Source organism: Nocardia carnea (assembly GCF_029869215.1).
Classification (GTDB): Bacteria; Actinomycetota; Actinomycetes; order Mycobacteriales; family Mycobacteriaceae; genus Nocardia; species Nocardia carnea_B.
In genome coordinates this window covers 1-12,654 of sequence record NZ_JARWPM010000193.1, presented here as the reverse complement: position 1 = coordinate 12,654, position 12,654 = coordinate 1, and the positions used below count along the sequence as shown (strand labels likewise).

Here is a 12,654-nt window from a genome sequence, read left to right as displayed (position 1 = left end):
TCTGCAACGGCGGGAATCCGTACGGATTGCGCATGCGGGTGTCGTTACGGGTCTGGCGGGCTCGCATGTGGTGGTGGATACGCTCGTGGCTCGCACCGGCGTCGATCAGGACGGCCGGCAGCATTTCGGCGGGCACCCGGTCGTGCGGCGCGCCGCGCCGCGGCGCGCGCCGCGGCGACAAGGGCGCACAGACCGGATTATGAAACTCGGCCCATATATTCCGTGGCAGCGGGGCCGTACCCCCGGCTCCGGCCCGGTCCGGCGGCGTGCATGGGGGAATTGACTGTTGGGGCCGCTACGGCCAAACTCGCTCGTGTGTCCTCCCGATTGAGCGTCGAAGAACGACGGGCCCACCTCATCGAGGCCGCCATCGGCCTCGCCGAGAAGAAGGGGGTCGCGGGTGTCACCACCCGCGATGTCGCGCAGGCGGCCGGCGTCTCACTAGGTGTGGTGCACTACTGCTTCGAGAACAAGGACGCGCTGATGACCGAACTGGTCAAAGCGCTGTCGATGGAATTACGCGATTCGGTCGACGCCAACGAATCGGTCTGGCAGGAGGCGGGCAGCGGGAACACCGCGCTGCGCGATCTGCTGCGGGCCGGGCTGGAACTGATGTGGCTCAATATCGAGGCCACCCCCGAACGCCAGCTGCTCACCTACGAGACCACCACCTACGCGCTGCGCGAAGGCGAGCAGACACCCGCCAAACTCGCGATCGCCCGGGAACAGTACGACTTCAACGATTCGACGGTCGCCGATATCCTCGACCATGCCCGCGATGCCACCGGCAGTACCTGGAAGGTCCCGGTGCGGCAGCTGTCCCGGTTCACCCTCAGCGTGATCGACGGGATCGTGCTGCGCTGGCTGGTCGACGACGACAGCGAAAGTGTGCGCGCCCAGCTCGATCTCCTCGCCCACACGTTGGCCGGGCACGCCGAATAGGCCACTGCGCCGGTCAGTGCGCCACCGCGGGGCGCAGAATATGCGTCGTTTCGCCGTCCTGCCACCACGCGACATGCACCGTACGCGCGACCGCACCCGACAGCCGTACCCGCAATTCGTCGTGCACCACCAGCGGGCCGGGTGGCGGCTGCGCGAACAGCTGCCGGGCCACCACACCGAGCGGCTCCCGCTCCCAGGTGGTTTCGTGCCCCTTGCCGAGTACCTCGGCCGCCACCTGTTCCGAGACCAGCGGCAGATCGAGCAGTACCGCCAGATCCGCGGCCGCCGCGGGATCCACCGCGATCAGCCGGTCGGGCGGAACCGCGAGGCCGAACCACGGCTGGTCCAGGATCAGCGCGTCGCCGGCGTCGATCACCGCGCCGGACAGCGCCCGCACCTGATCCGGCGGATCCAGCTCGCTGATATCCAGCCGCGACACCGCGGCGCCCAATCGCGTATGCACCCGCGAAACCACCTCCGGCACCGGGCTTGCGGCGGGATCGGCCAGCGCGTTCAGCAGCATCCCGGCGAGTGTGAGATCGATGGCGGCGGGATCGGCCAGGCAGCCGCGGAGCGCGTCCAGGTCCGCGCCGGACAGTCCGGGGATCGGCAGTTCCGGAAGCAGACCGGCGAATTCGGAATCGGCCGGATGCCGGTAACCCCCCAGCGGGATCCCGTCGATCCGGGCGTTGCGGCGCAACCACCACGCGGTGTAGCCGTCCGCGTCGCCGAGCAGCGGGCGGGTCCGCGGCTCGGAGAGCAATCGCCACAGCGCTTCCGGCCAGGCCGCGTCGTCGACCAGGTCGAGATCACGCACCGCGACCAGCTGTGGCGGGTCGTCGGCCAGCCCCGCCCACCAAGTCTCCTCGTCGTCCAGATCGTGGTCCGGGCCGGTGGGGTCGGTTTCGGTGACGATTCCGAAATCCCAGCCGACCCCCACCGCCCGCAGCGCACCGGTGCCGTACTCCGCCACGACCGTCTCGGACACCACCCCGAACGGCGCGTCGGGGACCAGCAGTTCGATCAGCGGCGCGTCCGGGAGCAGCAGTTCATCGGCCGGTCGCGGTTCGCCGGCGCGGTCGGGTAGTTCGAGCAACCCGAGCCAGGGCGGCAGCACCGCCGCATCGGCCACCGCCGCCAGCCGCAGAACCGGCTCGACCGTGCCCGGGTCGTCGGGGTGGTCGATCAGTGCCGCCTGTAGCGCGGGGTCCGACAGTAGGTCGGCCACCGTCGCCTGCCGGGCGCCGAGCCGGGCCAGCAAGGGATGCGCGGCCGCCGGATGCACCAGCCGCGCCCAGTGCACGGGCACCGGCTCCGCCAGACCGGTCAGTTCCTCGTCCAGCAGCACGGTGCGCGGCCCGGTCACCGACCGGCCGTCGGCCAGCGGTACGGCCAGGGCGCCGAGTTCTTCGACCGCCAGCTGATCGGTGACGAATGGTTCGAGTGCGCTGTACAGGGCCGACCACCACTGCGGCGACCGATCCAGCCCGGCGGACAGCTCCGCCAGCCGGGCCAAGCCGATCCGGTGGACACCGAGTGCGGCCAGTGCCTCGGTATGGCGTGACTCGGAGAGTTCCGGGGTCAGCAACGGGTCGAGCACATCGCCCAGCAGTCCGGCCAGTTCCGCGGTGAGTCCGGGGAAAACACTGGCCCGGGTGGGCACCGCGACCCGGTCGTCGAGTTGCTCCGCGCCGTCTTCCGCGGGTTCGGCGGCCAGAACCGGCAGCCAGGGGCTGTCCCGTAGTTCGGCCAGCAGCTCCTCCCGCAGCAGACCGTCGACCTCGCTGCGCGCGAACCCCGGCGCCGGAACGAGCACCGGGCGGTCCGCGGGCGGCAGCGCCCGGGCGAATCCGGCATAACCGGTGGCCAGTTCGCGTAGCCGGGTGCCGGGCAGGATCCGGCGGCGGTCGGGTTGCATGGGGATATCGGCGATCAGCAGCGCCGGCAGGCTCAGCTCCTCGTCGGAACGGGTCGGGGCGCGCAGCACATCGGGTGGCGCGGCCACCGGGCGGCCGGCTCGTACCGGCAGCAGCCAGCGCGCCCGCGGCGTCCGGTACTCCCACCACAAACGCTCGGATTCGGCGGTGCCGATCCGCACTTCCCGCAACCCCGGTGTCGCGAGATCCCGGATCACCGAACGAGCCACGAAATCCTCGACCCGGATTTCTTCGAGGGCGGGTAATTCCAGTAGCAGATCCACTGCCTCGGACCGCATGGACTCCAGCAGTGCCACCGGGTCGATATCCGGGCGCAGCCGCAGCACGATCTCGGTATCGGCATCGTCTGCCGGCCGTTCGGCAAGCGGCCAGGCCAGCCGCAATACCGGTGGGGCGAACTCCGCTGTGTCGTCCGGGAGGGACACTCCGGCCGCTGCCGACTCCACCCGTGTGCGCTCCCGGGAGAAACGCAACGATCCGCTGGTCGAGCGGAATTCGATCTCGTCGCTCACCGTCAGCACCGCGGTGAACCCGACCCCGAACCGCCCGACTTCACCTGTTTCGCCGGTTTTCCCGGACGACCGCAAGGCGGTCAGCGCATGTACGCCCGTAACGTCCAGCGGTGCGCCGGTATTCGCGATCGAGAGGGTGCGGCCGGTGCAGCGCACGACGATCCGGCCCGGCACCCCGGCCGCGACCGCGGCATCGGCGGCATTCTGCGCCAATTCGGTGAGCAGCCGATCCCGGTAGCCGGCCCGGACGAGGTCTGCTTCGGTCGCCGCGTCCTCCCGCAGCCGGGTCGGCGAATCCCGCCAGGCCGCCAGCACGGCGGCGCGCAGCCGCGCAGTACCGAAGGGGTCGGGCGCGGCGGACTGCCGCTCATCGGATACAGCGGCTCGCCGGTCATCGGGCACAGCGGCGTGCTGTTCCACGGACGGCCGCGCCGGTCCGCCCGTCTCGCCCCAGGCGCCGATCTCACTCACCGCCTCAGCGTACGTGCCCGCTCCCCTTCGCCGAATCCCGAACCACCCCGCGAGAACATGCGCGCCCGCGGACTCGATTCCGTCCGCGCACGCCGACCGTAGTAGCGCCGAAAGTGTTGCAGCGCAATATCCTTCGGCGAGAATGGCCGGTGACCGGCACCCGGAATCAGTTTCCCGACTCCGGCACCGATCCCTCCCGTGTTTCGCCGGTCTCCGCCACCGGAGCACCGCTCTCCGACCGGTCGCTCCCAGGCGCCGAATCGGCAATCTGTGTGGCCGGGCCGGTGGGCGCTTGCCGCGAATCCACCACCTGGTTCGCCGGCTCCCCCGTCACATCGTCGGCGCCCCCCGGTGTTCCGGCTCCGGACGGCGTCGACTCCGCCGGATCGCCGGCGGGCTCGTCGCCGACCGCGGCCGAATGCCGGCCTTGCCCCTCCGCATCGCCCACCACAAGATCCCGCGAAGCATCGGCTCCCGGCAACTCCGGACCGCCGGCCGGACCCGAGTGGACCGGCTCGCCTTCCTCCGCAGCCGATGTTTCGGCCGTGCCGGCAGTGTCCGCCGATTCCGGCGAACCCACCTGGACAACCTCCACCGCGGCGTCGTCGTAGGCCTCGTACAGCGGCGATCCGGCGCCGGTCGGCAAGGCGGTTTCCGAATGCGCGCCGCAGCCGTAACCCAGGTGCACGACATGGCCGTCGGCGCCCATGGCATTGGCGCAGACGCCGAACGCCGCACGCAACGCGCCGGCCAGCGGCACGTAGAAACCACACGTCTCACAGGAGGCCGGGGCGGCCTTGGCCATGTCGCTGTCCGGGCCGAATTCTTCGTACCAGCGTTGCGCTGCCTCGGCCCGGCCCTCGAGGCTGAGGACCTGCTTACGGCCCAGACCCACCTGGTAGGCGACTTCGTCGATCTCCGGATCGCCGGTGGCCGTATAGCCCGGTACCAAACGCGGATCGTCGGCCGGCGGCGCGAGCAGATCTCCGGGAGCAAGATCGCCGGGGCGGATGCGCTGCTCCCACGGGACGAACTCCGGGGCGATCAACGCGTCGGGACCGGGCAGCAGCGCCGATTCGCTCACCGTCACCCGGTCGGTGTCCGGGGCGGCGGCTACCACCACCGCCCACTGCCAGCCGTGGTAGCCGGGCAAGGTGGCCTCGAAGCAGTGCGTGGCGGCGCATTCGTCCTCCGCACGCACACCGAGATGCACCCCGACTCCGGTGGGCTCCAGGTCCAGGAGCGCACTACGAGCCAGGTCGACGGCATCGGCCAGAATGAACCGCACCTCGGGGTCCGAAACAGATACTGCGCTCACGGTCTACATTTTGCCGTATGAAGCACACTGGGCGTAGCTGGGTCGGTGCCGCGTTGATGTGCCTGCTCGCACCGGGCGCCTGCGCAAACGCCGACAACACCGCCCCGCGCATGTCCGTCGAGGTGCTCGCGACCCACCCGCACGACCCGAAGGCGTTCACCCAGGGCCTCGAGATCGACGGGGACGTGCTGTACGAGGGCACCGGGATGGTCGGGCAATCCGATGTGCGCAGCACCGACCGGCGTACCGGCGCCGAGGTCGCGCACACCGAGCTGCCTCTGCCCTTCTTCGGCGAGGGCATCACCGTGGCGGGCGATACGCTGTGGCAGCTCACCTGGAAAGAAGGCGTGGCCTTCGCGCGCGACCCGCGATCGCTGGCCGAGCAGCGGCGCGTGCACTATCAGGGCGAAGGGTGGGGTCTGTGCCACCGGGACGGGCGGCTGATCATGAGCGACGGATCGGCGACGCTCACCTTCCGCGACCCGGAAACGTTCGCCGTCACGGGCTCGGTCGCGCTGACCGGCCATCCGGACGCGCGGTTGAACGAACTCGAATGCGCCGCGGACGGCTCGGTCTACGCCAACGCCTGGCCCACCGACGAGATCCTGCGGATCGATCCCGGCACCGGGCGGGTCCTGGCGGTGATCGATGCGGCCGGGTTGCTCCCACCGGCGCAACGCGCCGGTACGGATGTACTGAACGGGATCGCCGCGATCCCGGGTACCGACCGTTTCCTGATCACCGGAAAGTACTGGCCGGCGATGTTCGAGGTCCGTTTCGTCCCGGCCTGAACGCACCGGAGCGGAGCGACGCAGCTCACTTTCCGGACCGCCCTGGACAGGGCGGGGTTTCGCCGCGGCCGCCGTGGGCCAGAATTGAGGAGTGCCCACTTCCCGCGAGCCCTCCGGTTCCGATCGCGGTCAGTGGCCCGCCGGCGAGTCACCGCCACCCCAGCGGCATCCAGGTTTCGACCGCTACCCACCGCCGAACGTGCCACACCGCCACCGCGAACCCGACCCCGGCAGCACCCGCCCGGCCCCGCCCCCGACCCGACCGCTCCCGTCCGGCGACTCCGCGCCCGACCGCGGCGCGGCGACGCATGGGTCCGGCCGGGTGAGCCGCTTCGCCCGGGTCTTCGGCGCACTGGGCGGTTCCCGGGGCTCCGCGCGTCCGGCGTCCCGCGAACCCTCCGGCCGGGCCGGCGACCGGTTCGGTAACGCAGCCACACCGGAGAACTCCGCGTCCCCTGGGTACCGGCCGCCCGGTAACGCAGCCGCGCGAGAGGCCGCCGCACCAAGCCCGGGTCCCGCGGCGGCACGGGGGACGTCCGGGCCGCGCCGCGGCTCCCGTCCCGCATTCACGACGGCAGACCCGTCCACACCCGACTTCGAGGCACCCGGAGTTACGGGCGTCCGGGAAGGCACACCGCCGAACAGCGGCGGCCGGCCCTGGTCCGCGGGCGCGCGGGAGAGCGCCGCGCCGGACGACCGCCGAGTATTCGCCGACCCGCCCTGGACTGGGGCGGGCGCCGGTCACCCGGCATCCGGCACCGGCCATCCGCTTCCCCCCGGCGACCACGCGGCACGCGGGCGCCCGGGCGATCCCGCGCCCACCAAGGAGTACCGCGGCGCCGATCTCGATCCCGAGCACGATGACGACGGCCGCCGGGTTCCCCGCAAACTCACCGTCACCCGGGTGGCGGCCATGCGTGGCAAAGAGCTCACCGGCAAAGGCATCGCCACCTTCCGGCGGGCCGCGGAGGCCGACGGTGCGGACAAATCGGGTCTCACCGCACTCACCTACGCCACCATGGCCAACTTCGCGCTGGACGCCGCGATCGCGGTGGCGCTGGCCAATACCCTGTTCTTCGCCAGCGCGACCGCCGAGAGCAAATCCAAGGTCGCGCTGTACCTGCTGATCACCATCGCACCGTTCGCGATCATCGCGCCGCTCATCGGACCGGCCCTGGACCGTCTCCAGACCGGCCGCCGGCTGGCACTGGCCGCATCGTTCGCCGCCCGCGCGGTCCTGGCCGTGGTGTTGATCTTCAGCATGGACAGCTGGGTGCTGTATCCGCTCGCGCTCTGCATGATGGTGCTGAGCAAATCGTTCGCCGTACTCAAGAGCGCGGTGACACCCCGGGTGCTGCCACCGGATATCGACCTGGTCCGCACCAATTCCCGGCTCACCGTATTCGGCCTGGTGGGGGGCACTTTGGGCGCCGGCGGCATCGCCGGGGCGACGGCCGCGCTCACCGGCTCCACCGGCGCCTTGATCCTGGCCACCGCTATCGCGATCGGTGGCGCGTATCTGAGCTGGCAGATTCCGCGCTGGGTGGAGATCACCGAGGGCGAGGTGCCCGCCACCCTCGGCTATCACGGCGACGACCCGCAGACCGAAATCCTCGAACCCGGCCGCGACTCACCGGTGCCGCCGCGTAAACGCCGGCAACCGCTGGGGCGTGCGGTGGTCACCGGGCTGTGGGGTAACGGCAGTATCCGGGTTCTCACCGGTTTCCTGACCTTCTACATCGCCTTCGTCGCCAAGGCGACCGAGCATCGCCCCGTCCAGCAGGCGGCGATGCTGGGCCTGGTCGGCGCGGCCGCCGCCGTCGGCAACTTCGCCGGGAACGCCACCGGTGCACGACTTCGGCTCGGCCGGCCCTCGCTGATCGTGGTGAACTGCACCCTGGCCTGCACGGCCGCCGCCGCGGCCGCACTGATCCTGGACAATCTGCTAGGGGCGGCGCTGGCCGCGCTGGTGGCCGCGGCCGCCAGCGCACTGGCCAAGGTCTCGCTGGATGCGTCCATCCAGGACGATCTGCCGCCGGAGTCGATCGCCTCCGGGTTCGGCCGATCCGAAACGGTGCTGCAGCTGAGCTGGGTGATCGGCGGCGCCGGCGGAGTCCTGCTGCCGACCGACTATTGGAAGGGGTTCGCGGTGGTCAGTGCCGTGCTCGCCGCGGGCCTGGTCCAGACTGTGCTGAGTTCGCGTGGACACAGCCTGCTGCCCGGCCTCGGTGGCCGCCGCCCGCTGCACGCCGAACAGGAAATCCCGCACCACGACCCGCCACGAGGAGACACCGCTCGGTGAGTACGAAAACCCGCACAACCCTCGCCCTGGCCCTGGCCGCGCTCCTCGTGCTGGTGGCCGGTACCGCCGGTGTGGTCTGGCTGCTCGCGCGCGACGCCGAACCGCACGAGCCGGAACTCACCGCGTACGCGCACGGGCGGGCCGTCACGGTGCCGCCGTTCTACTACTGCACGGTGCGGATGGAGGACTGCCGGCAGGGCGAAACCGTTTTCTTAGCGGTTCCGGCCGGTAACCCGCTGCAGATCTCGCTGCCGTCGCAGGTGGTAGGCACACCGTGGGAACTGCTTCCGCTGTATGCGCGGGAGAACGGCGAGGTGGTCGAGAAACCCAGCAGCTATCGCGACCATCCCGAGAACGCCCGCGCCCTGACCGTCGACTCGCAACCCGAGCCGGGCCTGGAGCTCATCGGAGTGGAACTGCAGGTGATGATCCTGGCGATCGACGAGACCGGGAAAGAATTCTCCATTCCGCACGCCATCTGGTCGATCAAGACCGTTTGAGACGCGAGGGCCGGCCCGGAATACGGGGCCGGCCCACTGCCGCCGCTGTGTGCGGATCAGCTGTCGAGTTCGCGTGCGACCGCGCGTACCACCTCGGAGATCCGCTGCGCCGTCTTCCGGTCCGGATAGCGGCCCTTGCGGAGATCCGGCTGGACCTTGGCCTCCAGCAGGGTGATCATGTCTTCGACCATGCCGTGTAGCTCGTCGGGGCTGTGCTTACGCGCCGGGGGCTCCTTGCGCGCGCCGCGCTCCTGGTTCTGCCGGACCGACGGGGGCGCTTCGACCAGCTTCAGGCTCAGCGCCTGCGGACCGCGGCGGCCGGCTGCCATACCGAACTCCACCCGCTGACCGGGCTTCAGCGTTTCCACGCCCTGGGGCAGCGCGGACGAGCGGACGTAGACGTCCTCACCCTCGTCCTGGGAAAGGAAGCCGAAGCCCTTTTCCACGTCGTACCACTTCACCTTGCCGGTCGGCACTGCGCTCACCCGTTCGTCTGTTCGGCGCCCGGCCCGCGGGAGCGGGCGCACATATCCGCGGAAACCCGCCGGTGGCGGGTTCTGCCTTGCACTCGAAAAACGCGCCCCGCAAGCATGCAGGACGCGAGATCATTCCAGAGTCTACCCCGGTAGCCAGGGCGTCAGCACATCAGTTTTACCGTCGAAGGGTGACCAACCCTGCCGATCCCCGCCCCTCCGAATCGTCGTCCGGGCGCACTCCGGGCACCTGGCTGCTGCAGGTGGCGCTGGGACTGTTCGCCCTCGGACTGCTCGCGATCGTGGCGATCTTCCTGACGCCGATCCTCACCGACGGCAAGCCGGGGCTGCTGTTGTACCTGGGGGCCATGCTGGCGCCGGTGGGCTTCGTCCTGGCGTTGATCTTCGCGCTGCGCTCCGGCCGCCGAGCCAAGTGACAACTGTCTAGTACCCGCCGAGATGCCCCGAAATGCGTTCTGTGATGATAATCACATCACGGAATAATAACGGGCCTTGTGGGGACTTGCGGCCCCGCGGCGCGAGCCCACTAGCTGCGCAGAGTCGCCGAGAGCCGGTTGTGACCACTCCGCAACCGCGTCGCACACGCCGGTTACCAAAAAGTGATTTTTCGCGGGATCCGTCGTACCGTCTTACCCAGCCGGGCACACCGGCCCACCGGCCCGCCGCACCGAACCTCGCCCCGCGGGTACCGGACCCCAAGGAAACGACAGGGGCGAGGGCGGGACGGGCACCCTCTCAGCCTGGACCCGAGCGAAACCCTCGCAGGTGCGTACGAGAGGAAGACGAACCCGAATGAGTGGACGCCACCGCAAGCCCACCAATACCGGTCGCACTGTGGCCAAGGTCGCCGTTACCGGCGCCATGATCAGCGGTGCGGGTGCAGCCCTCGCCGGTAACGCCAGCGCGGCACCCGACTCCGACTGGGATCGACTCGCGCAGTGCGAAGCCGGTGGTAACTGGGCCATCAACACCGGCAACGGCTATCACGGCGGACTGCAGTTCTCGCAGAGCACCTGGCAGGCGCACGGCGGCGGAGAGTACGCGCCGACCGCGAACCAGGCCTCCCGCGAACAGCAGATCGCCGTCGCCGAAAAGGTCCTCGCCTCGCAAGGCTGGGGAGCCTGGCCTTCCTGCTCCTCCTCGCTGGGCCTGAGCAGCGGCTCGACCCCGCGCGAGGCACCGTCCGATACCCCCGCCGTGCAGACCGAGGCCCCGAGCACCCCGGCTGCCCCCTCCGCTCCCCAGCAGGCGCAGGCCCCGGCGCAGACCCAGACCCAGGAGGTCTACACCGCGGTGGATCGTGCCCTCGCCGCCGTCCAGGCGCAGGGTGTGCAGGTCCCGCAGCCCGCGCTGGACCTCTTCGAGGCGGTCAAGGCCGGCACCCCACAGCTGGATCCCGCACTCCTGGGCTTCTACGAGACCCACAAGGGCATGCTGCCCAACTGAGCGGCACCCCTACTACGAAAGAACCCCGTATCCCATTCGGATACGGGGTTCTTTCGTTCTCCCGGCTCAGCGGTTGATCACCGTGTGCGGGTGCACGTACGGCAGCTGCTCGGCGGCCACCGGGAACTCGGTGTCCTCACCGAAGGGCGAGAGGTTACCGGAACGAGTCGACGACAACTCGGTGACGGCATGCTCGCCGTCGGCCACCTCGGGCCAGCCGTTGTCTACGTAGGGTTTCTTCGATTTGTTCACCACACCCTCATTCTGGCATGTCCGCCCGGACGCCCGGCACCACAACCGCTGCTCGGCGGGGCTGCCCGGCCACTCGCCACCGGACCCGCGACCGGGCCGCAACCGCACCGCGAACCCGGGCCGCGGCTAATCTGGACCGGATGACCGGCCCAGACTCGTATACCGCTTGGCTCGGCGGGCGTACCGACCCCCAACTGGTGGCGCTGCTCGAACGGCGACCCGATCTCGCGGTCCCGCTGCCCGCTTCCATGGCGGTACTCGCCGCACGTGCCGAACAGCGCGCCTCGGTCTTGCGGGCCGCCGATGATCTGGATACGACGGCGTTCGGGATCGTGGAAACCCTGGCGGTACATACCGCGTCCGGGAACGAACCCATGACGCGGACCGAGCTGAAACGGGCACTGCGTGGGCGCGCCAAAGCGGCCACCGTGGAGGCCGGACTGACCGAGCTCGCCGACCGGGCCCTGATCTGGTTCGAGGACGACCGGATCCGGCTGGTGCCGGCCGCCGCCGAGGCGCTGCCGTGGCCGCTGGGCAGCGGTACCGATACCGATTCGCTGGGCGAGCCGGAGATCACCGCGGCACTGGCCGGCCTGCCCGCCGCCGAACGCGCACTACTGGACAAACTTGCCGAAACCGGCCCGCGCGGGCGTACCCGCGACGCCGCGCCCGGCGCCCCGGCCGACCGCCCTGTTCCCCAACTGCTGGCGCGCCGATTGCTGCGCCGGATCGACGACGAGACGGTGGAACTGCCGCCCGCGGTCGGCCAGGTGCTCCGTGGTGAACCGGTCACCGATCCGCACCAGCTGACCCCGCCCGAGCCGGCGGCCACCACGCATTCGGTGGCCGAGGTGAACGGCGTGGGCGCCGGGGAGGTCGGCGAACTGCTGCGGCACTGCACCGCGATCGTGGACGTACTCGGCCAGGCGCCCGCACCGGCGCTGCGGGCCGGTGGGCTCGGGGTGCGGGAACTGCGCCGGATCGCCCGTGCGGCGGGTATCGACGAAACCCGCGCCGGGTTGCTGGTGGAGTTACTGGCCGCGGCGAAGCTCATCGAAAAGGGCTTCCCGGATCCGCCGCCGGAGGCCGACGCCGACGAGTTCTGGGCACCCACCCCCGCCGCCGATTCGTGGCTCGAAGCGCCGCCCGCGCGACGCTGGGTGCCGCTGGCGCACGGCTGGCTGGAGCTCGACCGCTATCCCTGGATGATCGGCCTGCGCGACGCCGCCGACAAACCACTGGCGGCGCTCGCACACGAACTGCGGGTGCCGCACGCGGTGCGCGAACGCCGCAGCGTCCTGGAAACCCTCGCCGAGCAGCCACCGGGTACCGCGATGGATCCGGGCGTTATCGGCCGGCTGCTGGCCTGGCGCGCCCCGCGCCGGCGGCGGCTCTACCGCGGCCAGGTCGTGGAGAGCACCCTGCGCGAGGCGGCGGCCCTCGGGCTGGTCGGGCGCGGCGCCCTCACCGCCGCCGGGCGAGCCCTGCTCACCGATACCCCGTCGGCGGGCGCAGCCGCCGGGGGGTGGGGCCGACCCGCCCCAGTGGGTGATGTGGTGGGGCCGTAGAGTTCGCCGAGGGTCGCGGCCTCCTCGGGGCCGTTGCGGCTGAAACCTTCGATATCCAGCAGGCTCTCATCGCACCAGCGGGGTGCGTGCAGCCCGGCCAGGTTCGCCACGGCCGCGTCCG

The 12,654-nt window shown here is 70.7% G+C and carries 11 protein-coding genes; 7 read left to right on the top strand and 4 right to left on the bottom strand.

Annotated elements, in window-relative coordinates:
* Nucleotides 1-315 precede the first annotated feature (315 nt).
* Nucleotides 316-942: a TetR/AcrR family transcriptional regulator gene (locus tag QH276_RS12935; protein WP_280396574.1), complete on the top strand. Its 627-nt coding sequence runs from the start codon at nucleotides 316-318 to the stop codon at nucleotides 940-942.
* A gap of 13 nt (nucleotides 943-955) precedes the next feature.
* Here QH276_RS12935 and QH276_RS12930 read toward each other — a convergent pair whose 3' ends face one another.
* Nucleotides 956-3,706: a sacsin N-terminal ATP-binding-like domain-containing protein gene (locus QH276_RS12930; RefSeq protein WP_280396578.1), complete on the bottom strand. Its 2,751-nt coding sequence runs from the start codon at nucleotides 3,704-3,706 to the stop codon at nucleotides 956-958.
* A 322-nt stretch (nucleotides 3,707-4,028) separates the two neighbouring features.
* A complete protein-coding gene (locus QH276_RS35365; RefSeq protein ID WP_348536587.1) occupies nucleotides 4,029-5,180 on the bottom strand; it encodes a DUF3027 domain-containing protein in 1,152 nt (383 codons plus the stop codon).
* Nucleotides 5,181-5,197: 17 nt separating this feature from the next.
* Here QH276_RS35365 and QH276_RS12920 point away from each other — a divergent pair, with 17 nt between their 5' ends.
* From QH276_RS12920 to QH276_RS12910, 3 genes are all read left to right on the top strand, one after another.
* Complete coding sequence (locus QH276_RS12920; RefSeq protein ID WP_432278533.1) at nucleotides 5,198-5,971, top strand: glutaminyl-peptide cyclotransferase; 774 nt, start codon at nucleotides 5,198-5,200, stop codon at nucleotides 5,969-5,971.
* A gap of 322 nt (nucleotides 5,972-6,293) precedes the next feature.
* Nucleotides 6,294-8,273 carry an MFS transporter gene (locus tag QH276_RS12915; protein WP_280396575.1) on the top strand — a complete coding sequence of 660 codons (1,980 nt, stop codon included), beginning with the start codon at nucleotides 6,294-6,296 and terminating at the stop codon, nucleotides 8,271-8,273.
* On the top strand, nucleotides 8,270-8,773 hold the full coding sequence (locus tag QH276_RS12910; RefSeq protein ID WP_280396576.1) for a DUF2771 domain-containing protein: 504 nt from the start codon (nucleotides 8,270-8,272) through the stop codon (nucleotides 8,771-8,773). The genes QH276_RS12915 and QH276_RS12910 overlap by 4 nt, the downstream gene beginning before the upstream one ends.
* 56 nt (nucleotides 8,774-8,829) lie before the next feature.
* Here QH276_RS12910 and QH276_RS12905 read toward each other — a convergent pair whose 3' ends face one another.
* A complete protein-coding gene (locus tag QH276_RS12905) occupies nucleotides 8,830-9,249 on the bottom strand; it encodes a cold-shock protein (RefSeq protein WP_280402052.1) in 420 nt (139 codons plus the stop codon).
* A gap of 188 nt (nucleotides 9,250-9,437) precedes the next feature.
* Here QH276_RS12905 and QH276_RS12900 point away from each other — a divergent pair, with 188 nt between their 5' ends.
* Both QH276_RS12900 and QH276_RS12895 read left to right on the top strand, forming a co-directional pair.
* The gene (locus tag QH276_RS12900; protein ID WP_280402049.1) at nucleotides 9,438-9,683 is read left to right on the top strand and encodes a hypothetical protein; all 246 of its coding nucleotides are present in this window, start codon (nucleotides 9,438-9,440) and stop codon (nucleotides 9,681-9,683) included.
* 376 nt (nucleotides 9,684-10,059) lie between these two features.
* Nucleotides 10,060-10,713, top strand: coding sequence for a transglycosylase family protein (locus QH276_RS12895; RefSeq protein WP_280402048.1), 654 nt, complete (start codon nucleotides 10,060-10,062; stop codon nucleotides 10,711-10,713).
* A gap of 66 nt (nucleotides 10,714-10,779) precedes the next feature.
* Here QH276_RS12895 and QH276_RS12890 read toward each other — a convergent pair whose 3' ends face one another.
* Nucleotides 10,780-10,968 carry a hypothetical protein gene (locus QH276_RS12890; RefSeq protein ID WP_280402047.1) on the bottom strand — a complete coding sequence of 63 codons (189 nt, stop codon included), beginning with the start codon at nucleotides 10,966-10,968 and terminating at the stop codon, nucleotides 10,780-10,782.
* Nucleotides 10,969-11,105: 137 nt separating this feature from the next.
* Here QH276_RS12890 and QH276_RS12885 point away from each other — a divergent pair, with 137 nt between their 5' ends.
* The gene (locus QH276_RS12885) at nucleotides 11,106-12,533 is read left to right on the top strand and encodes a hypothetical protein (RefSeq protein WP_280406743.1); all 1,428 of its coding nucleotides are present in this window, start codon (nucleotides 11,106-11,108) and stop codon (nucleotides 12,531-12,533) included.
* The last annotated feature ends 121 nt before the right edge of the window (nucleotides 12,534-12,654 follow it).

Bases quoted from the DNA above. Each gene is read 5' to 3' on its own strand.
- QH276_RS12920 (WP_432278533.1), top strand. From the start codon at position 5,198: ATGAAGCACACTGGGCGTAGCTGGGTCGGTGCCGCGTTGATGTGCCTG.
- QH276_RS12895 (WP_280402048.1), top strand. From the start codon at position 10,060: ATGAGTGGACGCCACCGCAAGCCCACCAATACCGGTCGCACTGTGGCC.
- QH276_RS12885 (WP_280406743.1), top strand. From the start codon at position 11,106: ATGACCGGCCCAGACTCGTATACCGCTTGGCTCGGCGGGCGTACCGAC.